General features: G+C 42.5%; 20 protein-coding genes. 5 read left to right on the plus strand and 15 right to left on the minus strand.

Annotated features, from left to right (window positions below):
- Nucleotides 1-5: 5 nt before the first annotated feature.
- The 9 genes from BS333_RS10795 to BS333_RS22180 are packed head-to-tail and all read right to left on the minus strand — an operon-like array spanning nucleotide 6 to nucleotide 6,771.
- Nucleotides 6-554, minus strand: coding sequence for a TadE/TadG family type IV pilus assembly protein (locus BS333_RS10795; protein WP_021708179.1), 549 nt, complete (start codon nucleotides 552-554; stop codon nucleotides 6-8).
- On the minus strand, nucleotides 551-1,000 hold the full coding sequence (locus tag BS333_RS10800) for a TadE/TadG family type IV pilus assembly protein (protein WP_021708178.1): 450 nt from the start codon (nucleotides 998-1,000) through the stop codon (nucleotides 551-553). Before BS333_RS10800 ends, BS333_RS10795 begins: the two co-directional genes overlap by 4 nt.
- Nucleotides 1,001-2,245, minus strand: coding sequence for a TadE/TadG family type IV pilus assembly protein (locus tag BS333_RS10805; protein ID WP_021708177.1), 1,245 nt, complete (start codon nucleotides 2,243-2,245; stop codon nucleotides 1,001-1,003).
- Nucleotides 2,246-2,266: 21 nt separating this feature from the next.
- Nucleotides 2,267-2,488 carry a hypothetical protein gene (locus BS333_RS10810; RefSeq protein ID WP_021708176.1) on the minus strand — a complete coding sequence of 74 codons (222 nt, stop codon included), beginning with the start codon at nucleotides 2,486-2,488 and terminating at the stop codon, nucleotides 2,267-2,269.
- Between the two features lie 12 nt (nucleotides 2,489-2,500).
- The gene (locus BS333_RS10815) at nucleotides 2,501-3,973 is read right to left on the minus strand and encodes a type II and III secretion system protein family protein (RefSeq protein ID WP_021708175.1); all 1,473 of its coding nucleotides are present in this window, start codon (nucleotides 3,971-3,973) and stop codon (nucleotides 2,501-2,503) included.
- Between the two features lie 5 nt (nucleotides 3,974-3,978).
- Entirely contained in the window at nucleotides 3,979-4,734 is a 756-nt protein-coding gene (cpaB, locus tag BS333_RS10820; protein WP_021708174.1) for a Flp pilus assembly protein CpaB, read from the minus strand.
- Entirely contained in the window at nucleotides 4,731-6,056 is a 1,326-nt protein-coding gene (locus BS333_RS10825; protein ID WP_021708173.1) for an ATPase, read from the minus strand. Before BS333_RS10825 ends, cpaB begins: the two co-directional genes overlap by 4 nt.
- 44 nt (nucleotides 6,057-6,100) lie before the next feature.
- Nucleotides 6,101-6,589, minus strand: a complete 489-nt coding sequence (locus BS333_RS10830; protein WP_033003191.1) for an A24 family peptidase — start codon at nucleotides 6,587-6,589, stop codon at nucleotides 6,101-6,103.
- A gap of 8 nt (nucleotides 6,590-6,597) precedes the next feature.
- Nucleotides 6,598-6,771 (minus strand): Flp family type IVb pilin, encoded by a 174-nt coding sequence (locus BS333_RS22180; RefSeq protein ID WP_021708171.1) that lies wholly within the window; start codon nucleotides 6,769-6,771, stop codon nucleotides 6,598-6,600.
- A gap of 425 nt (nucleotides 6,772-7,196) precedes the next feature.
- On the opposite strand from BS333_RS22180, the gene BS333_RS10835 reads away from it, so the two are divergent.
- From BS333_RS10835 to BS333_RS10845, 3 genes are all read left to right on the plus strand, one after another.
- Nucleotides 7,197-7,529: a hypothetical protein gene (locus tag BS333_RS10835; protein WP_101903890.1), complete on the plus strand. Its 333-nt coding sequence runs from the start codon at nucleotides 7,197-7,199 to the stop codon at nucleotides 7,527-7,529.
- A gap of 74 nt (nucleotides 7,530-7,603) precedes the next feature.
- Nucleotides 7,604-7,942 (plus strand): helix-turn-helix domain-containing protein, encoded by a 339-nt coding sequence (locus BS333_RS10840; protein WP_101903891.1) that lies wholly within the window; start codon nucleotides 7,604-7,606, stop codon nucleotides 7,940-7,942.
- 242 nt (nucleotides 7,943-8,184) lie between these two features.
- Nucleotides 8,185-9,900, plus strand: coding sequence for an AMP-binding protein (locus tag BS333_RS10845; RefSeq protein WP_021708169.1), 1,716 nt, complete (start codon nucleotides 8,185-8,187; stop codon nucleotides 9,898-9,900).
- 97 nt (nucleotides 9,901-9,997) lie between these two features.
- Here the strand turns inward: BS333_RS10845 and fusA are convergent, their stop codons facing one another.
- Both fusA and radA read right to left on the minus strand, forming a co-directional pair.
- A complete protein-coding gene (fusA, locus tag BS333_RS10850; protein ID WP_021708168.1) occupies nucleotides 9,998-12,085 on the minus strand; it encodes an elongation factor G in 2,088 nt (695 codons plus the stop codon).
- Nucleotides 12,086-12,300: 215 nt separating this feature from the next.
- Nucleotides 12,301-13,680 (minus strand): DNA repair protein RadA, encoded by a 1,380-nt coding sequence (gene radA / locus BS333_RS10855; RefSeq protein WP_021708167.1) that lies wholly within the window; start codon nucleotides 13,678-13,680, stop codon nucleotides 12,301-12,303.
- A 127-nt stretch (nucleotides 13,681-13,807) separates the two neighbouring features.
- Here radA and BS333_RS10860 point away from each other — a divergent pair, with 127 nt between their 5' ends.
- The gene (locus BS333_RS10860; protein ID WP_021708166.1) at nucleotides 13,808-16,150 is read left to right on the plus strand and encodes a PilZ domain-containing protein; all 2,343 of its coding nucleotides are present in this window, start codon (nucleotides 13,808-13,810) and stop codon (nucleotides 16,148-16,150) included.
- Between the two features lie 109 nt (nucleotides 16,151-16,259).
- On the opposite strand, the gene serB is transcribed toward BS333_RS10860, so the two are convergent.
- Entirely contained in the window at nucleotides 16,260-17,243 is a 984-nt protein-coding gene (gene serB / locus BS333_RS10865) for a phosphoserine phosphatase (RefSeq protein ID WP_021708165.1), read from the minus strand.
- A 90-nt stretch (nucleotides 17,244-17,333) separates the two neighbouring features.
- On the opposite strand from serB, the gene BS333_RS10870 reads away from it, so the two are divergent.
- Entirely contained in the window at nucleotides 17,334-17,939 is a 606-nt protein-coding gene (locus BS333_RS10870) for a YtjB family periplasmic protein (RefSeq protein WP_033003190.1), read from the plus strand.
- 98 nt (nucleotides 17,940-18,037) lie between these two features.
- On the opposite strand, the gene deoD is transcribed toward BS333_RS10870, so the two are convergent.
- The 3 genes from deoD to deoA all read right to left on the minus strand — a co-directional run bounded on the left by deoD (nucleotide 18,038) and on the right by deoA (nucleotide 21,517).
- Nucleotides 18,038-18,751 (minus strand): purine-nucleoside phosphorylase, encoded by a 714-nt coding sequence (gene deoD, locus BS333_RS10875; protein ID WP_021708163.1) that lies wholly within the window; start codon nucleotides 18,749-18,751, stop codon nucleotides 18,038-18,040.
- A gap of 149 nt (nucleotides 18,752-18,900) precedes the next feature.
- A complete protein-coding gene (locus tag BS333_RS10880) occupies nucleotides 18,901-20,121 on the minus strand; it encodes a phosphopentomutase (protein ID WP_021708162.1) in 1,221 nt (406 codons plus the stop codon).
- A gap of 67 nt (nucleotides 20,122-20,188) precedes the next feature.
- A complete protein-coding gene (gene deoA / locus BS333_RS10885) occupies nucleotides 20,189-21,517 on the minus strand; it encodes a thymidine phosphorylase (protein ID WP_021708161.1) in 1,329 nt (442 codons plus the stop codon).
- Between the last annotated feature and the right edge of the window lie 61 nt (nucleotides 21,518-21,578).

The following is a 21,578-nucleotide window of genomic DNA, read 5'->3' on the forward strand; positions in this document are numbered from 1 at the left end:
CCTCATTAGCAATCTTCAATAGTACTCCCACCTTCAGGTCTTAAAATACCAAGACTTTCAGCCGGCAAAATGGTTTCAAAAGCCGGGGTTACTCCAACTGCATCAATCAAAATAGATAAGAGAAAGAATTGAAAAGTATAGTTAACCGCTTCTGCTTTTACATATTTAATCTCCGCAAGCGTCGCGGATAAACTGCTTTGATTGGCTGGCGGTGAGGTAAAAAAGCCCGAGACATTAACACTTATTCCATCGGTGTCTAAATAGGTAATTTCAACATTATCCGCTGTAAAACCAGTAGGATATAAGTTTGCAATAGAGGGAAGTTGAGGAATATCATCACGATCAGCAATATAACAAACAGCAGCTAAACGTGCCGATCTACGCGTTACCTCATTCACCATTTGAACAGAAAAGAAATACAACGCAAATTCGATAATCATAAAAATCATTAACAACACCGCCAGTGCAATCAAAGAGAATTCAATTTGCGTCACGCCTCGCTGCTTTGAAGCAAAGGATTTAGACAAAGATACTTTTGCTGGGCAAACTCTCATGGGCTTACCCTCATCGTTGCCGTCGCAACAATATCAAACTGCAGGTTTTGCTCGGTAAAAGGCAATTGGGCAAAAATAGGGGAGTACTGGTAAGTCGCTGAAACAACAACCGCCTTATTACTGTCGGTTGGTGGCGTTATCGAAATATCTTCAGCTGTGATCGTATCAATAATCGGGGTGATACTTGCCGTTGGGTGGCCATACATAACAAAGTTTTTTATCTTTGTTTCATCTGCAATGGTATCTAATGTCAATGTCCCATAGGTATCCATCACGGCATAACGAACACCGCCATGTAAGGCTTTATTTAACGTAGTGTATTCAATAAAAACTCTGCAGACATCAATCACTAATACCACCAACATCAGTAATACCGGGAGCACAATGATAAACTCTAGTGCGGCGATTCCTCTCGATTTGAACGATGAACGTAATAGCGTTGGCATCTAAGCCGCTCCACTCATTGGATCTTTATAAAGCTGTATCCGATAGAACCCCTTATCACTCGCTTCTAACCCCGCCGAACCATTGTTAATCAAGCAATTACTTAAGAATTGCCCAAAGACCGCCGCATCACCAGATTTGTTCACTTGCTGTAATAAAAAAAAGCAACCAAACCCAAGAATTTCAAATTCTGTACGCCCAGTTGAAGCGGTACAATCAACAATAGGAATACGTAATATTCGCCGCTCGTTTGCACCGCCATCACCAGTATACTGCTGCGCATCACATACCCCACCCTGTTCACAATTTCTTAACTCTTGTAAATAATCTGCGTAGTACCAATCACCAGCGTATTCACTCCCTGACTGTGCAAGAACATTAGGCTGCTTGACGTATTTATCTGGCAAAACTTCTCCGTCATTTTTTATTGGGCCAGAAAAGTCATTTAGCCTGACATTTAACCCTTGAGCGACAGGGCCCGTGCTGTTACCCGGCTTGGTTTGAATCAATTGACCTATGCTGGCACAACCATTGTAAGCACCGGAAAGGGATTCTCTCACCATCGCAGCCCCACTATTACCCGTCTCTTGCCCAAAATCGAGTAATTGAAAATTTCCAGGGCCCATATCCGTATTATTTTGATCGCCGACTTTAAGTTCATGCACTAACGAAGGGGCTCTATCAGTTATCGGCTCGTATCCTGCTGGCTGATAACCCCATGCCTGATCGCTATCACTCGTCGTATCCCCACAGATCGCAATGGGAGTAAGATTACAGCTGTACTGCATCCCCGCACTTCGCCCAGCCATCGCACTCGCAGAAATATATTTATCAACGCCAAATAAACCGCTTAGATACTGCGTCAACGCTAAATTGGAGACCGAAACACGAACATAAACATCGTCTTGCTCAATGGAATGAACGAAATTTGTCGCCGTATAAAAATTAAGGCGATCGACAGAAAAGGAGACCGTAGTATGGTCAGCCATAAAATTTAATTCTGAATTTCCAGCTGAGTCCGATATACCGTCGAGAGTGCTGAGTACTACCGTCTCCGCAGTGAATACACTTCCTGTACTATCGACACTTAATGCTCCAGCTAATGCTGCAGCATCAACCGCATTTTGCAGACGAGTTTTATTCAAGACTTGATGATTCAAGTCGATAGCAAAAGCAGCGACACCCAATAAAATCAGCAAAACCATACTGAATAAAACTAAGGTAATACCTCGTTGATGCTGCCTCACTTTCCCTCCTTAACAACGACCTCATTGCTGTTGAGTGACACCATTGCGCTGATATATTTCCATGCTCACTTGAGTTCTTTGCCCATTACCCTCAGGTAAAAAGTGCAGATTTGAATGCCAGGCGTTTGGATCCAAAGTTTGCTCAGAACGTAACTGATTCAACGAGGTTCCTAATTGGGGAGGATGTGCACACCCACATAAAGCCAATGCCAAACCAACTGCTGTCCACTTTATTGTTAACATCCTCCTCCCCCTTTATAAACTATGACCAAACTTACCTTCCGAGCCTGCATCATAGATGTTGTAGAGCTGATAATTTTCGCTTGGTACTTCTTCCTCAATACCATAAAGTTGATACTTTTCTATATCTAATTTTGCCCCTTTACCTAGCAGATAAAATTCGACATCGTTGGGACTGATAAACCCATCTGTTGGTAAGGTGATACGACGACGGTCGATAGGTGTCGCCAGCTTAGGCGTCACTAAAATGACCAATTCTGTTTCCCCTGAAGTAAAGGCTTCGCTTTTAAACAGACGGCCTAAAATCGGTAAATCACTTGCGCCAGGTAAACCATCAGAAACATTCCGAGCATTTTCACTTAACAGACCTGCGATACCGATTGTTTGTCCATCGGCTAATTCAATGGTTGTTTTCGCGCTGCGTTTGGTAATTGGAGGAATAAAAAAGGTGGAGTTCACTTCATTTGGATTAAATGTCAGCACACCAGAGTTGGCAATCTCGCTGACATTCACGTTCATTTTTAAGTTGATTCTTTTATCACTCAAGATATAAGGCACAAAGTCCAGTTGAACGCCATATTCCTTATAATCGATCGTCACACCATCAGCGCTGGGGACAGGGATTGGAAACTCTCCACCAGCGACAAATTCGGCTGAAGTGCCGCTTAAAGCCGTGAGGCTAGGCTCTGCTAAAATTTTGGCTACGCCATTTTGCCGAGCAATATCCAAAGCAAATGAGAAAAGCGTATTGCTGTCGATAAATGCCCCTAAAAAGCCAAACTCTTCGACATTCTGAGAGGGGAAAATTGGAGCAATACCCTCGACTCCTCCGCCCGTGGTCGTGCCTCCCCAGCTGAAATCCCCACCTTTTTGAAAGAAGTGGAAATTTGAGTCAAAGCGACGCACTAATGAACGTTGAACTTCCGCAACCGTGACTTCCAACGTTACTTGTTGTGCTCCACCAATTGTCATCAAGTTGACAATATCAGAGGCATCTTTTGAATCCCTCTGTTGTGACTGAGCGTCGTAGCCGGACTGCTCACTCGACACATAGGCCTTAGCTAATTTTATTGCGGTATCCATGTTCTGTTGGTTACTTACTAACCCTTTAAGCACTACGGTGTTCTGAGCGCTATAAACTTCGATATTATCATGAGGGAGAAACTGATGGAGCTTGGATTTTAACGTGTTTAAATCGTGCGTTACTTCAACATTAAACTTTTCAATCACTCGACCACGCCTATCCCAAACCGATACATTAGTCGATCCTTTATTTTTACCGATGATATACAGTTCCTTAGAACGTAAAACCATGAGATCCAAGATATTAGGGTCGCCTAACGTCACTTTTTGGGCCTTGCCAGATAACAGGACTTGTATGGAGTGATGTTGAGCGACTGTGAGAATATTTGTCGATGAACGTGAAGTGGCTTGGCCAACAAAACTCAATGACATTAGCAAAACAAACAAGCATAAAACCTTTTTCATCAACGTTAATCCCTTACTCGAATACTGGATACATTCGTTCCTTTGATAATAGTCACTTTAGGACGAGATACTGGCTTGCTGATTGAAGTTGGTTGGTCTATTTCATGAGGGTTCCGTAGCGCAAGCTGGATATTCCCTTTACTGTTCGCTGATAGCAGCTTTTTCGCCTGTTGAGGTGAAACCTCAAGCGTCACAGCTCGAACAATAACAGGTTTGTTATCATTGGTTTTGGCCGTTTGATCCACGGCTAATACTTTAATATTCGTTAATATTGTTTTCGTTACCGCCTGTTTACCTTGATGGGTCAACGTTGTGTTTAAAATATCGACTTTATTGCCTGGTAATAAAAAACCAGCCACACCAATCACATCGTTAACACGAATCGTAATGGCTCTTTTATTTTCTGAAATCAGCGCCGCTAACGTTGCCCCTTCCCCTGGTTGCGCCAATCGACTCCTATGAATCATCTCACCAGCATAAATGGTGGCCGCAACGACGCTTCCTTCATTTAACGTCTCTTCCGTTAATGTTTGTTCATTCACCCAGCTGATTTCCATCAATTTGGATTCAATATGTTTATCCTCCAGTACTGTCCCTGGCTCAAGGTCCATTGTTGATATCAACACTGGTACGCGTTCAACTTCCTCAACGACGGCTTTTTGCTGCTTTTTTCCATCTAGCCATTGCTTCGCGATAAAAACAGCAGCTAAGCCTAGTATCAGTGAGAGCAGTAGTAATAACCCAACCTGTCGTCTACTCATGCTCCCTCCGACCTCGTTTCTGTAAAGTACAGTTCCCAGGCTCGCTGCAGAATATCCGGTAAGATTAAGTTCGATTTACTTTCAAAAACCAAAATATCTCGACAAATCCCAAGTAAGTCTTTCGCTAAACAGGGCAAATAAGCCGTCTCAAATTCTCGATGCAGTTGATATAACCTCTCAAATAACTCTGGAGGTAATGTCAGCTTCTCTCGTGAGGCTAAACTCAACCACAACGCTTTATAGTCTTGCTGCTGCAAAGGGTGAAATTCAATTTTATAACCCAGTCGACGTAAAAAAGCTGGATCGGCAATTTCACTCGGTGCCAAATTAGAAGAAAATGCTAATGTAAGAACAAAAGGGATGGATAGTTGCTGCCCATTAGGCAACGATAAATGATCGACCTGATATTCCATCGGGACAATCCAACGATTTAATAGCGACTCAACAGGCATGGGTTGCCGACCTAAATCATCCACAACTAAAATGCCATTATTTGCCATCATCTGCAGCGGTGCGGTCCAAACAGGGTTGCTCTTTGAACATTGCACTTCCAGCATACTCATTGTGAGCTCTCCACCGACTTGGATATTAGGCCTCTCACATAATACCCAGCGCTGGTCGTAATTCGCTTTGAGTTTGATCAGCATGTTTGAGTGGGGAGTCGACACTCTCTGGTGATGATGTTGGGAAAAGACTTTGATAATACGTCCGTCAACATAAACTCCATAAGGGATGAAAACCGAGGTGTTCATTGCGTTTAAAACCTTAGAAGCCACATAACTTTTCCCTGTTCCCGCATGACCGTATAAAAGCAAAGCTCGACCAGAATTGATGGCGGGCCCCAAAACAGGTATCAAAGCTTCTGAGCCATACACTTCTGATAAGGCTCGCTCTATATCAGTGCGCGTGATTGGCGCTTCACGTACATCCTGTTGTTGCACAACCCGCCAATAATCCTCAATCGACACAGGGACTGCACCTACGTAAGGATCTTTGTTCAAAGCATGTTCAGCTTCTAAAGCACCCAGCTCAGTCAAACTGTATCGAAGATGAGAATAACTGCTGGTCTGCCCATCATCATGTGGCTTGAAAACTTGAACAAAATTACGATTTTTCAATAGGCTTAATGAACATTCGACAAGAGAAGAAACCACACCTAAGCGCTGGGTTAATTCAACTAAGTCAATTTTGGGGTAAACAGCGAGAAATTTTAAAATCAGGCTGTCAATAACTGATGTGGGTACTCCGAGTTCTTCACAATATGAAGGTATAGAAGGGGGTATAATTTGTGGAGTAAGGACTTGATGATGTTCTGAACTCATAGCGTCCTCCAAAAGTATTAAATCATTTGTGATAGAGAGTTCACTTACTGAATATAAAAGAAGTAAGCTAAACCAAGCACAACAATAGGAGCAAAGGGTATTGATATGGAGTTATCTAACTTTGGCATCGCTGATACCTTAGTAAAACAGTAACATTTTACTTGCTCAGTAAACTGATGCCCTGATAAAGATACATAAAGCGCCACATAAAAGACGCTAACAATGCCACCAGCCAAAATGATAAATCCGCAAGCCTGCCACAAATGATCTAAACCTAGCCAAACACCAATGACAGCCAGCAACTTGACGTCTCCTCCAGCCATAATTTTGGTCATATACAAAACAAAACACACTGAAAAAGTCACCACACCACCGTAGATATGCTCCCATATGTTGGTGGTGGGTATAAGTAATAAACTTACACTGACTGCAAGCAAAAGCCCTAAAACTGCTTTATTTGGTATCCGATGCTTTTGTGCATCGGATACAGCAATAGCAAATAATATGGTCCAGATAATGATATTAATGAACATGGTTAATATCATGAATTAGTAATTTGAGTAGAAACGGTAGAGAACTTAGTTGCGATGGTATCCCAAAACCCCGAAGTGAGTAATGCTGCAACAAGTAATGCGGCACCGAGAATATACTCAAGTAGAGTCAATCCTTCTTCGTCTTCAACAAAGTCTACAAACAGGTTTCGTAACTTATCCATGAGTGTTCTCCTTTTACAATGAATAATTCTGGTTGCAATAAAAAGCAGAATTTCATAATTTTACATCTAATTTTTTGTGGTAACGCATAAAACATAGTCAAGTAAAAATAAAACTGTCAATTTTTATTATGGTACTTTTTTATTAATCTATAGCACTTTCTTATTATTGAAATTGACAATTAATTATATTACTTTTTCCAAAATAAGCACTTAGGATTAAAATATAAAAAATTCAGTTTTTCTTGGTTTTTATTCGTATTCAAGCAATGTAATTTTTAACAACATACTCATGGATGCTTAGCTTGAAGCTCTGCCACTCTCACCTATGATTAAGATCAAACAATCCTTTTTATTAGACATTGAACAATATTTTAGATCTCACAGTGTTATAAATAGAAAGCGAGTCAAATAGGCAAGTTTTAACGATGAATAAAGCAGATAAAGAAAATATTTATTGGCTTGGAGAAGCTCTCCAAAATCTTAACCAGAAGCAGTACAGCTTACTAATGAGTAAGTTCAACTTAATTGAATGTGGCAATGAGATTAAATATTTAAGTCGTAGTACGAGTAATTACTTCTTTTACTTCATTAGTGAAAAACCTGATTCTCAATTACAAAAAATCATCAAGCTATGTGAAAAACAAAATAAACAACTTATTGTGATAAAAAAAACCGAAGCCAATGCAAATCACTCATACCATTACATATTATTGCTGAACTCAACCAAAGCGACAAAAACATCAGTGAAGATTGGGTAACAAGGATAGCCAACGAATATTTTTTAGATTATGAAAGCAAAGACAGACACTTAAGTAAAGAAAGTAGCGATATAATGCAACTTAACCATAAGTATTCCAAGATGGTTTCGAAATACATCAATGACAATATCAAAAAGAAACTCAAAGAAGATCAAGTTGCCGCATTATGCCACTACTCTCCGAACCACTTTTCTCGCCTATTCCATCAAACATTTGGCATTTGTTTTAGAGATTACGTCACAGAACTCCGCATCTCCTTAGCGAAAAAGTTACTACTCAAAGACAGTACTAAAGTCTCCTACATCGCCTATCAATGTGGCTATAAAGATGCCTCTTATTTTGGGCGTATTTTTAAGAAAAAGACCGGCTTCTCACCAGCAAACTATAGGAAAAAGCTCATAAACCCAAATTAGCATCAGTCAGAAATACTAAGACATCTGAAGCTGTCTCACTAAACAGAGCATCTGGCGGTTACTGTATATCACGTTACTTGGGTATCACTCTATTCAGCTCCTCTCATGATCCTGCAACAATGAGCAAGATAGGCAAACAGACTCTCGCCGTGCCCACATATTTGACTAAAATGGATTCTCCTATCCTCCAACAACATGCTAAAGTTAACAATATTTTAACAAAAGTATAAGTGAGAGAAGATATGGACTCATCGACAATGAATCAGCCTATTGCAGATAATATCGCTGGTTGTACTCTCCCTCCTCCTAATGAGCTTATCCTGAAATGGGCAGTAGAACGTCCAGATGAAATTTACTTAAGACAGATTATCAATCGTAAGTTTGTTGACTTCAGCTACGCAGATGTCGCTGATAAAGCTTTAAAGTTGGTCAGCGCACTGAGGCAATTAGGTATAGAACCTGGGGAAAAAGTTGCCCTTATTTCCAAAAACTGCGCCGAATGGTTCATTTGTGATTTAGCCATGATGTTAGGCGATTATGTTAGCGTCCCCATCTTTCCAACTGCTGGTGCTGATACGATAGAGTACTGTCTCACGCACAGTGGCAGCAAAGCATTAATTGCTGGTAAGCTAGACGACCCCACGGCAACACAGCAAGTAATCAATACTCTGTCAGAAGTCATTAGCATTGCTCTCCCGTATGAGAGTGCCCCAAATTGCCAATACCAATTTCATGACTTGGTCGAAACGGCACAGCCCTGTAGTGAACGCCCTCAACACCATGACGATAAGCTCATGTCGATTGTCTACACTTCAGGCACCTCTGGTGTACCTAAGGGCGCCATGCTGACTTATGGAGCTTTCAACTGGTCGGTAAAGCAATTAATTGATCATATCGGTATTCAAGAAGGTGACCGACTATTTTCTTACCTGCCTTTAGCACATATCACTGAGCGGGTTTATATCTTAGGTACCTCTATTGCTAGTGGAGTGCTCACCGCTTTTCCGGAGTCTCTCGACACCTTTATTGAAGATGTAAAAATGCATCGACCAACATTATTTATTTCCGTTCCTCGTTTATGGACTCTTTTCCAACAACGAATTCAAGAAAAGTTACCGCAAAAGAAACTGAATATTTTATTGAAAATTCCTTTACTCAACGCCTTAATTAAGAAGAAGCTGGCCGATGGCTTAGGTCTTGATCAAGCAAGAGTTCTTGGTTGTGGTTCTGCTCCTGTCTCTCCAGCCCTGCTTGAATGGTACCGAAAAATCGGTCTCAATATTACAGAGGCATGGGGAATGACAGAGACGTTTGCATACAGTACTCTCAATTACCCATTTCGAGCAGATAAGATAGGCTCAGTGGGGTACGCAGGGCCTGGTATTGAACTTGAAATTGCCCAAGACGACGAAATCATGGTTCGTAGTAAAGGGTTGTTTTCTGGCTACTACAAAAATGATTCTGCGACTCAGGAATCGTTTAACTCCGAGGGGTGGCTACACACTGGTGATATTGGTCATATCGATACAGAAGGCTACTTGATAATACAAGGGCGTAAAAAAGATACATTTAAAACAGCGAAAGGTAAGTTTGTCGCCCCTGTTCCTATTGAGAAGAAATTATTCGAATACAGTCGGGTCGAAATGATGTGCTTAATCGGGCTTGGGTTACCTGGTCCGATTTTATTAGTCGTTCCCCATGATTTCCCTAACTTTGACAAAGAACGTTATGCTCGAACCACACGCCACGTCATAGCGAAAATGAATCAAGAGCTGGAATCTCATGAACAAATCAAAGGGGTCTTAATGATCCAAGAACCTTGGAGTATCGAGAACAATATTTTAACTCCGACATTAAAAATCAAACGTCATGTATTAGAGCAAAAATATCATGAGATCGGCCATAATTGGCCTAAAGGTGAACTGGTCTTATGGGAAGAAGACTTACCGAATCAATAAAGATAAATATCCATAAATCATAAGTACTTACAAAGATCAATTCCTATAAAAAAGCCCTGTATCAACAGGGCTTTAAATTATAAATATTAATTAAGAATTACTTCTTACCATCGCGCTCTTTAACTTCTGCGATTACTTGCTCAGCAACGTTTGCTGGACAAGGTGAGTAGTGTGCGAACTCCATAGAGAACTGACCACGACCTGAAGTAATAGTACGTAGGTGACCGATGTAACCAAACATTTCTGATAGAGGAACGTCTGCTTTGATACGAACGCCTGTAGTACCAGCTTGTTGGTCTTTGATCATACCACGACGACGGTTAAGGTCACCGATTACATCACCAACATTATCTTCTGGTGTGAACACATCAACGTTCATGATTGGCTCAAGAAGTTGCGCACCAGCTTTAGGCATAGACTGACGGAATGCGCCTTTCGCTGCGATTTCGTAAGCGATTGCTGACGAGTCAACTGCGTGGAAGCCACCGTCAAATAGTTCAACTTCAACGTCTAGAGTTGGGAAGCCAGCTAGAACACCAGTATCCATCATTGACGCAAAGCCTTTCTCAACTGCAGGCCAGAATTCTTTAGGTACGTTACCACCAACAACTGTTGACTTGAACGTGAAGCCAGAGTTTGGCTCGCCTGGTTTGATGCGGTAGTCGATCTTACCAAACTGACCTGAACCACCAGACTGTTTCTTGTGCGTGTAGCTATCTTCAACTGGTTGAGTGATAGTTTCACGGTAAGCTACTTGTGGAGCACCTACTTCTAGCTCAACGCCGTAAGTACGCTTAAGGATATCTACCTTGATGTCTAGGTGAAGTTCACCCATACCTTTCAGGATAGTTTCACCTGAATCTTCATCAGTCTCAACTTGGAATGATGGATCTTCTGCAACCATTTTACCGATCGCGATGCCCATTTTCTCAGTAGAACCTTTGTCTTTTGGAGAAACAGCAATAGAGATTACTGGTTCAGGGAAGATCATAGCTTCAAGAGTACATTCGTGCTTAGGATCACATAGAGTGTGACCTGTTTGAACGTTCTTCATGCCAACAACAGCGATGATGTCACCAGCTTGAGCTTCAGTAAGTTCGTTACGCTCGTCCGCTTGCATTTCACACATACGGCCGATACGTTCTGTTTTACCAGTCGCTGAGTTAAGGATAGTGTCACCCTTCTTCATGCGGCCAGAGTAGATACGGATAAAGGTTAGAGCACCGAAACGGTCATCCATGATCTTAAATGCTAGAGCACGTAGTGGCTCATCAGCAGATACTGTCGCAACTTCGCCAGTTGGCTCACCAGTTTCAGGATCAGTTAGAGGTTGAGGATCAACTTCGTTTGGAGCAGGTAGGTAGTCAACAACAGCATCAAGTACTAGTTGAACACCTTTGTTTTTGAACGCAGAACCACAGAACGTTGGGAAGAACGCTAGCTCACGAGTACCTTTACGGATACAAGCTTTTAGTTGCTCAACAGTAGGCTCTTCGCCTTCCATGTAAGCTTCCATTAGATCGTCGTCTTGTTCAACAGCTGTTTCAACAAGCTCTTCACGGTATTGTTCTACGTCGTCAACCATATCTGCAGGAACGTCTAGGATTTCGTAGTTTTCTGGTAGGCCAGAATCATCCCATACGTAAGCTTTGCGGCTCAGTACGTCTACTACACCAACGAAGTCATCTTCACGACCGATAGGTAAAGTCATAACTAGTGGGTTTGCACCAAGAACGTTCTTCACTTGGTCAACAACGTTGTAGAAGTCTGCACCCATACGGTCAAGTTTGTTAACGAAGATCAGACGAGATACTTCTGAATCGTTCGCGTAACGCCAGTTTGTTTCAGACTGAGGCTCAACACCACCAGAACCACAGAATACACCGATACCACCATCAAGAACTTTAAGTGAACGATATACTTCAACTGTAAAGTCAACGTGTCCTGGAGTATCGATTACGTTTAGACGGTGACCATTCCACTCACAAGTTACCGCTGCAGACTGGATTGTAATACCACGTTCAGCTTCTTGCTCCATGAAGTCAGTTGTAGACTCACCGTCGTGTACTTCACCAGTTTTGTGGATTTTACCAGTAAGCTTCAGGATACGCTCAGTAGTGGTAGTTTTACCCGCATCAACGTGCGCGAAAATACCAATGTTTCTGTATTTTGATAAATCAGTCATTGTCTTACTCTGTTAATAAGGTATAAAGTGCGCGCAGAGTATATCACAATCCATAAAGACTGATACCCTTGCGTGCCGTTGGATTAAAAAAAATTTTAACGTCGATTTTCCGCTTTCAAATAATAGTCAACCTCAGCTAACTTTGTAGGAATTCCCCGCTTTAAAAGCAAAATTAACATGCGCTTTATGGTCAATATTGGGACTCTTATTACTAATTACAACTCATCAAACGCTTCAAGAGCTTCAGAAAGTTTCTTGACTCCGTGGATCTGCATCCCCGCAATTCCCCCTTTAGGCATATTTGCAGCAGGGACAATGGCCTTTTTAAAGCCATGTTTAAACGCCTCATTGAGTCGCTCCTGACCACTTGGAACAGGTCTAATCTCACCGGCTAAACCGACTTCACCAAATACAACCACATCTTTTGGCAGTGGACGATCACGAAAGCTTGATAAAAGCGCCATGACCAATGCTAAATCAGCGCTCGTTTCGGTTACCTTAACGCCACCGACGACATTAACAAAGACATCTTGATCAGCCATTTGTAGCCCGCCGTGCTTATGCAACACCGCCAAGAGTAAAGAAAGCCTGTTTTGCTCAAGACCAACAGCCACTCGACGAGGGTTCGCTAATTGCGAATAATCCACCAAGGCTTGGATTTCAACTAAAAGCGGACGTGTTCCTTCCCAGACAACCATAACCGATGAGCCCGATGTTTCTTCCTCTCCACGAGATAAGAAAATCGCCGAAGGGTTATTCACTTCTTTTAGTCCTTGACCTGTCATTGCAAACACACCGAGTTCATTGACTGCGCCAAAACGGTTTTTATGGCTTCGTAAAGTTCGAAAACGGCTGTCTGTACCACCGTCTAACAAAATAGAACAGTCAATAATATGCTCTAGGACCTTTGGGCCTGCTAATGTGCCATCTTTAGTTACATGACCAACGATGAACACTGCAACATTATTTTGTTTGGCATAACGAGTTAAAGCCGTCGCGGATTCACGAACTTGCGCCACACTGCCCGGAGAAGATTGAACATCAGAAACATGCATTACCTGAATCGAGTCAATTACCATAATTCGCGGTTGCTCTTTCTCTGCTATTTGGCAAATTTTATCCACATTGGTTTCCGAGAGCATTTTTAGGTGCTCTTTGGGCAACCCAAGGCGAGATGCACGCATTGCAACTTGCTGAAGTGATTCTTCACCTGTCACATATAATGTCGGCATTTGAGCAGACAGCAAGCACATGGTTTGCAACAACAAAGTGGATTTACCTGCACCAGGGTTACCACCAATTAAAATCGCAGCACCAGGGACAATCCCTCCCCCAAGAACACGATCAAGCTCTTTAAAACCGCTGGTAAAACGTGGGACTTCCTGTAGATCAATCTCAGATAATGTTTGGACTTGTGCTTCAGTTGCTGAGCCAGCATAGCCACTTAAACGCTCATTTCGGGCAACCGTCGGTGAAGCCGCAATACGTACTTCTGTAATCGTATTCCATGCTCCACATGCATTACACTGCCCCTGCCAGCGCGGAAAGTCTGCGCCACAATCATTACACACATACGCCCGTTTTGCTTTCGCCATGATGCCTCAATATTTTCAACAAATGTGACCAAGCACAACTAAGAGTTGACTCTTGTTGCATAAAGTATTGATATACTTGCATTGCTTGGCTTATATCATCTTACTAACACATACTTTAACAGAAACGATGCAGCAATCCGATATTCTCTTACTTGCACAAAAACTTATTCCTGTTTACGGTGAAGAAGACTTCGACTATGTTCTTGAACATCTGACAGAGGGAAAGTCACCATCTGCTAAAATATTAGTTAAGATGGAGCTCAACCGTGTCATGGCACCATGTAAAAAAAGCATCGATTTACGCGGGCGAGTACAAGGAGAATGCAGGCAGTATCAACTCGATGGGATATCGCATTGGTTAGATGATATCGCTTTTAACGCTTATCATAAAAATGTCCGAAAATACGGCACATATACTGAAGGAGTTTGGGAGGCTTTAGCCAATACGCCAAACAACTTTCGTATCATGAGAAAAAGCACTAAAACAGACACTGGCCACTCTCTGTCCACGAAGCACAATCCCTACTTAGCAGAGAGTATTCATTTAGGGTATCACCTACAGCGCCAAGAAAAACGCTTAAAAGTTCAATCACAAGTTGAAATACTCTGTTCAAAGGGGCAATTAATTCAAGGGGTAAGTATCGACCTCTCTTGCTCTGGTGCAAAATTTAAGGTGCCCAAAGCCCTCGACTATAAGCTGGGAGAAATCATCCAAGTCACTTTTAGTGAGTTAGCCAATCACTCGCAAGTTATCGGTCTAGATCGTCCCATCAATTATCGCATTTTAGGCATAGATGATTGCTACGAAAATAATGCCATTCGTTATTTAAGAGCGATTCGATTAACAGAGACTAATATTATTGGTCGAATTATCGAAAAAGCCCTCAACACCGCTTCTAAACGCTCCCGCCATGCTAATCAAGATAAGATTATTCGGGCTCGAGCTCGGGGCTACGAACACATTGCTTCTAAGTATGAATTCGGTTTACCGCTTTTTTTTGAAGGTAGTGAACTTAAATTTGTGATGCTAACCAGTAATAACCAATCACTTTGGCAATATTGGCATGATGAACGCAATCAACAGATGCTAAGTACTTTGTTTAACCCCACAAGAATGACCTCTTTGATCACTTCTGGGGCTCAACAAGTAAGTAACACACTTTACTCTTTCACCCACGAGCACAATAACAAGATTTACTTTTATTCCATGCTACAGCCTGAGGCAACTCAAGCACAACGCCAGCTTTTTTGGAACCTAGGTGCAAAAAGAAAAAGTTGGAAGGTCTTCCGTCTCTCAATGTTTGAACTGTCCAATCATGAAAGAGATTCTCTGAGTGAATTTTCAAGTGTTTTAACCAAAAGCAACCCAACCCATGTTGGGTTTTTGCAAGAGATCTCTAATTATGATTCTGGCCAAGATTATCGGCTTGCTGAACGGCCTCCAATCCCTTCAAGTTCACTCAATATATTTCGACACCCTAAGTCAAAATTTAGTAGTCCAAAAAGCTTTTATTTCGATGCAGAACCAAGACGAAGAGAACCACGCTATCAATTCAAAACCCCTTTAGTCGTCTCACAAGGTGAAAGTCATGGTATTGGCTTTACTGTTGATATTTCAGAAAGAGGCCTGTCCATTTGTTTGGACTCTCCTATTGATTGGAATATAGGAAAAAAAGTCAGTGTTCTCTTTCGTGAATTACAGCTCTACGATAAAAAACTACCATTATCCGATGTTAAATATGACATTATTCGGCTCAGCTCTGATGGTAAACAAGCTCAACTTGCCATAGAAGACAGTAGCAAAAACGCACCCATTACAGCCTTTTTTAGCCGTATGCTCGAATATAACCAAGATAAACTGTTACAAAAAAGCGAGGCACTTCCAAGTCAGGCTTTACTGGACACCTTGCGCAGTATTGTTTTTTCTCGCAGCTTGAGTACCCCGATCTTTATTAACAAAGTTAACTCTAAAATCCGAACCAGCGTTATCGGTGTTCATTACCCTTTAGCAAAACACGTCGCACTTTTTTCAAAAATGGGTCACCATCCATTCTTTGCTTTAGAAGCTTTGTTTAAAAATCACCTCGAAAAACAACAGCCGAAATCGTTGGAACAAACGAAAAGCATCGACCCGCAGTGTTTAGACATCTACCTTTGCGTAACGAAAATTGGAGATAAGATAACCTCGATTGAATCAAAAGAACCACGAGAATTCACAAGCCTTGGTGATCGAATCGATTTTATTAAGCATGCTAGACACATCGGTGAGTTCTATGCAATACGCCTTTCCATAATGCCAATCAGTGATCCGTTTACCTCCTTGCTACATCATGAATTAAATGAGCTGACTCAGTTAGGCATTCATTTAGCCAGTAAGCTAGAAAAAGAATTGGCACACTTGACTGGCTACAGTGAAATTCAAGATATAACCGAAGAAGTCGTGCTACGTTTAGCGTTACCCGAAACGTAGCACATCAAAAGAATTAAAGACTCTGAATCTATGGTATCGTTGCCACACTATAAAGCTAAATTCACCTCGTTACACAAAGCATCTTGAGGTGACTTAGGTCATCTTTAGATTACTTAGGTATCGATGCCCAGCTGATTTTTTGCTGTTTAACTAAAGAAGCAGACAAAATACAAAGCACGCCCCCCAGCCCCACTTCTCTGATCGCAGTTTGCGCCTGAGCTTCGACGGTCGGCTTAGCACGATAAGCAATACCTAGACCTGCTGCCGCCATCATCACGAGATCATTGGCTCCATCACCAATCGCAACGGTATTATGCAGTTCAATGTCATATTCTTCAGCAAGCTCAACCAAGATATCCGCTTTCTTTTGCGCAGAAACCACTTCACCTTGTACCTTGCCTGTGAGCTTACCATCAATAATTTCTAGCTGATTTGATTGTGCGAAGTCCAAGCCGACCTTGTCTTTGATGAAATCGGAAAAATAAGTAAAACCACCAGAGGCAATGGCGGTCTTCCAGCCTAGAGCTTTAAGGGTCGTGATCAGAGCTTCAAAGTCAGGCATAAAAGGGAGCTGACTGCGTACCTGTTCTAAAATAGCCTCATCGGCACCTTTTAATTGACCCACACGTTGACGCAAGCTCTGTTCAAAATCGAGCTCACCTTGCATCGCTCTCTCAGTCACTTGTGCCACTTCTTCACCGACACCAGCCAATTTAGCGATTTCATCGATACATTCAATCTGAATGACTGTAGAGTCCATATCAAACAAGGCTAATCCTGGCACCGCAAGTTCAGGGACTTCATTCAAGGAGGCATAATCCAAGTTGAGTCCTTTTAAAATCTTTTCGTGTTCAGGTGTGAGCTCGCCCGACATCAAAGCAACTTCATATTGCCCCACTTTCCAAGCATCAGCGATAGGATTAAAGCAACCTGTATAAAAGTCAATATCTTCAAAATATCGAGGGGCAAGGTGCTCTGTAAAGACGATCCAATTCGCCTTCGTTCTCTGCATCTGGCTAGTAAAACGTGTTTCTGGTAATCGTTTTAAAAGCGAGGTGTGCCTTCTGATAGGCAAGCTTTTTGATTCATCCATGTATATAATCCCTTTTGACTTTGCTAAAACGTTACCTTATCAAATTAAAAAGGCAAGTCTTTGTTTAGGATAAAATGGATAAGTGACAATATGAATGAATCCTTGTTCTCAATTAGAAATGCACTAAGAATTATTGCCCTGGTTTTACTGGGTGTGATGCTATTCATTACAGTAAAAAACAGTGTCATTATCAGTAAAGGCAATGAAAAAATTCAGGCCCAGCAGTTGGAAACACTCACTAAAATCTTGATCTCTCAAGCTTCCTTATCGGCGAGCGAGATGATTTTACATAAAGATCAAGAACGTCTTCTCAAGTTAACTGAACAACTTGCACAGGATAAATTAGTGTTTGATGCCACCGTTTATGACGCACTTGGGGTCCGTTTGGCTGCCAGTGAAAAAGCACTTTCAGTAAGGGAAGTATTAGGCCTCGACACGCCACTTTCTACCGCATCTATAGGGCGCCAACAACTTGTTGAGCCTGTCTACTCAGACGGCAATGTAATCGGTTTTGTCCGTGTCACATTTGAGACTGGGCGTGTTACTGCTTTTTCTGATCATCATTATCGAAAAAGCGATCACTACATGTACATGATGGTATTAATGGGCTTTATTTGCGGCATTTTGTTTATTTTAATTTTGCGCAGACAGCCGATACGCCGACAGAAAGAAGAAAATCTGTTATTGACCAAGTAACGACCCTTATCAAGTTCTGTCAGCTTCAATAAGCGTTACTATCAAAAAACAGCCCGCATCAAGCGGGCTATTTTTTCGATTGACACTTTTAAATAGGCTTAGTCATCGAGTAGGACAGAGTCCAGCGCGATAAGCATCATATCGTTAAAGGTTGTTTGACGCTCATCAGAGGTTGTTTGTTCACCCGTTTTGATATGGTCAGAAACGGTACAAATCGTCAAGGCTTTAGCCCCATATTCTGCAGCAACACCATAAATGCCTGCAGCTTCCATTTCAACGCCAACGATGCCGTATTTATCCATAACCTCAAACATTTCTGGATCTGGCGTGTAGAAGAGTTCTGCTGAGAACAAGTTGCCGACTTTAACATCGATGCCACGAGCTTTCGCTGCTTCTTCCGCGGCGCGTACCATGTTGTAATCTGCAATAGCAGCAAAGTCATGACCTTTGAAACGAATACGGTTCACTTTTGAGTCGGTACATGCACCCATGCCAATCACGACATCACGCACTTTGATATCTTCATTGACCGCCCCACAGCTACCAACTCGGATCAATTTCTTAACACCGAAGTCTTTGACCAATTCTGTCGCATAAATAGAACAAGATGGAATCCCCATACCATGCCCCATAACCGAAACACGACGTCCTTTATAAGTTCCTGTGTAGCCAAACATATTACGTACATCGCATACTTGAACAACATCTTCTAGAAAAGTTTCGGCAATGTATTTTGCGCGTAGAGGGTCGCCAGGCATAAGTACAACATCTGCAAAAGCGCCCATTTCTGCATTAATATGTGGAGTTGCCATAGATGGATTCCTTACTTTTAATTTAATTTTTCAGGCCACTTTTACGTGGCTTAATCATTGAATGATCGAAACGTTCAACACGCACTAGACTCACAGCCAATGCTAAGCTAGGGACAAAATCTTTTGCCCTTAACCAGTCCGAGTTTCAATTATAGAAAATTCTTACCATAGTCCATGGCAGAGGTTCCAAAGTAACTTGCCAATGTTTGTCCGATATCAGCAAAGCTTTCACGACGCCCTAATGATCCTGCAGGCACATTCTTACCGTAGACAATCACTGGAATGTGCTCACGAGTATGATCCGTGCCAGGCCACGTTGGGTCACAACCATGATCAGCAGTAAGAATGAGAATGTCATCTTGCTCCATCATCTCTAACACTTCATTGATGCGACCATCGAAATACTCAAGCGCAGCAGCGTAACCCGCTACGTCACGGCGGTGACCGTAAGCTGAGTCAAAGTCTACGAAGTTAGTGAATACGATGGTGTTGTCACCCGCTTCTTTGATCTGCTCTAGCGTTGCTTCAAACAAGGCCGGAATTCCCGTTGCTTTCACTTTCTTAGTGATACCGCAGTTTGCGTAGATATCCGCAATCTTACCGATAGACACCACATTGCCTTGCTTCTCTTCAACTAGCTTCTGAAGCACGGTTGCTGATGGCGGCTCAACAGAAAGGTCACGACGGTTGCCCGTACGCTCAAATTGACCTTTACCAGATCCAACGAATGGACGTGCGATAACACGACCGATGTTGTAATCTTCTAGCTCTTCACGGGCAATTTGGCACAGCTCTAGTAGACGGTCTAGACCGAACGTTTCTTCGTGACACGCAATTTGGAACACTGAATCTGCTGACGTATAGAAGATCGGCAAGCCCGTTGTCATGTGCTCTTCACCAAGATCGTCAAGAACTTGAGTGCCAGAAGCGTGGCAGTTACCAAGGAAACCGTCCAGACCTGCACGCTCAAGAATACGGTCAGTCAGCTCTTTAGGAAAGCTGTTCGCTTTATCAGTAAAGTAACCCCAATCAAACAAGACAGGAACACCTGCGATTTCCCAGTGACCAGATGGTGTATCTTTACCTGAAGAAAGTTCAGCAGCATGACCGTATGCTCCGATCACTTCAACATCAGTATCAAGGCCAGGCGCAAAGTTGCCCGTTGATTCTTTATGTGCCATCGCCAAACCAAGCTTTGACAAATTAGGCAAACGTAATAGCCCTGTTCTTTGTGCGTTATCAGCTCGACCTTGTTCACAATATTGTGCAATATGGCCTAATGTATCAGAACCCACATCACCGAATTGTTCAGCATCCGCTGAAGCGCCGATTCCGAAGGAGTCTAAGACTAAAATAAATGCTCTTTTCATTGCTTATCCCTTAGGCCTATATAGCTTGTTATTATGGTTGAGCTGGCCTTGTTATTTTTGTATTCAATTAAAGATCTTGTGCACGAATGTGACAGTAAACCTCTGGTGTTGGTGTATATTCTCCACCAATTTTGATGGCCTTTCGCAGTGCTTCAGCCGCAGCTTGCCACTGCTGTTCAGTGCGGGCATGGATGACCGCTAAGGGTTTCTCTTTATCCGCGGTTTCCCCCAAGCGAATAAACCCATCAAATCCTACCGCGTAATCGATATCATCACTTGCCACACGGCGACCGCCTCCCATAGCAACCACTGCCATGCCAATGGCGCGTGTGTCCATAGCTGACACAATGCCTGTTTCTGTTGCGAATACAGGTTTGATGATTTCTGCTTTTTCTAGGTAGTGGTCATAGTTTTCTACAAAGTCGGTAGGGCCGCCAAGACCCGCAACCATTTTACCGAAGCACTCTGCTGCTTTACCATTGTCTAGCACTTCCATCAATTTTGCTCGCGCTTTCTCTGTGCTCTGAGCAAGTTTGCCAAGGACTAACATTTCAGCACATGAAGCCATGGTCACTTCGAGTAGACGAGGATTACGATATTCACCCGTTAAGAATCGCACCGCTTCACGAACTTCCACAGCATTACCCGCCGAAGAGGCTAATACTTGGTTCATGTCCGTGAGAATTGCCGTTGTCTTAGTACCGGCACCGTTTGCTACCGCAACGATAGATTTTGCAAGTTCTTCAGACGCTTCGTAAGTTGGCATAAATGCGCCAGAGCCTACTTTTACGTCCATCACTAGAGATTCAAGGCCTGCAGCAAGCTTCTTAGATAAAATCGACGCCGTGATCAGTGAGATATTGTCCACGGTAGCCGTGATATCACGAGTTGCGTACACGCGTTTATCCGCTGGAGCAAGATCACCCGTTTGACCAATGATCGCCACACCAGCCTCTTTGGTTACTTGACCAAAAACCTCGTTAGTTGGCGTGATGTTATAACCTGGTATAGATTCAAGTTTATCCAGTGTTCCACCAGTATGACCCAAACCTCGACCGGAGATCATAGGTACAAAGCCGCCACATGCCGCGACCATTGGACCAAGCATAAGAGAAGTGACATCTCCCACACCGCCAGTAGAATGTTTATCAACAATTGGCCCGCCAAAGTTCATATGGCTCCAATCGATAACCATACCTGAGTCTCGCATTGCACAGGTCAATGCAATGCGCTCTGGCATCGTCATTTCATTAAAAAAGATAGCCATTGCGAAGGCAGCAATTTGGCCTTCTGAGACACTATCATTTGCGACGCCTTGCATGAAAAATTGGATTTCCTCAGCCGTGAGTTCCTCTCCATCACGCTTTCGACGAATGATTTCTTGTGGTAGATACATCAAAGCCTCTAACGCCCTTTTCAAATTATGAGAAAATAAGACGGAAAAAATGGGTAGAATG

The organism is Vibrio azureus, from assembly GCF_002849855.1.
Classification (GTDB): domain Bacteria; phylum Pseudomonadota; class Gammaproteobacteria; order Enterobacterales; family Vibrionaceae; genus Vibrio; species Vibrio azureus.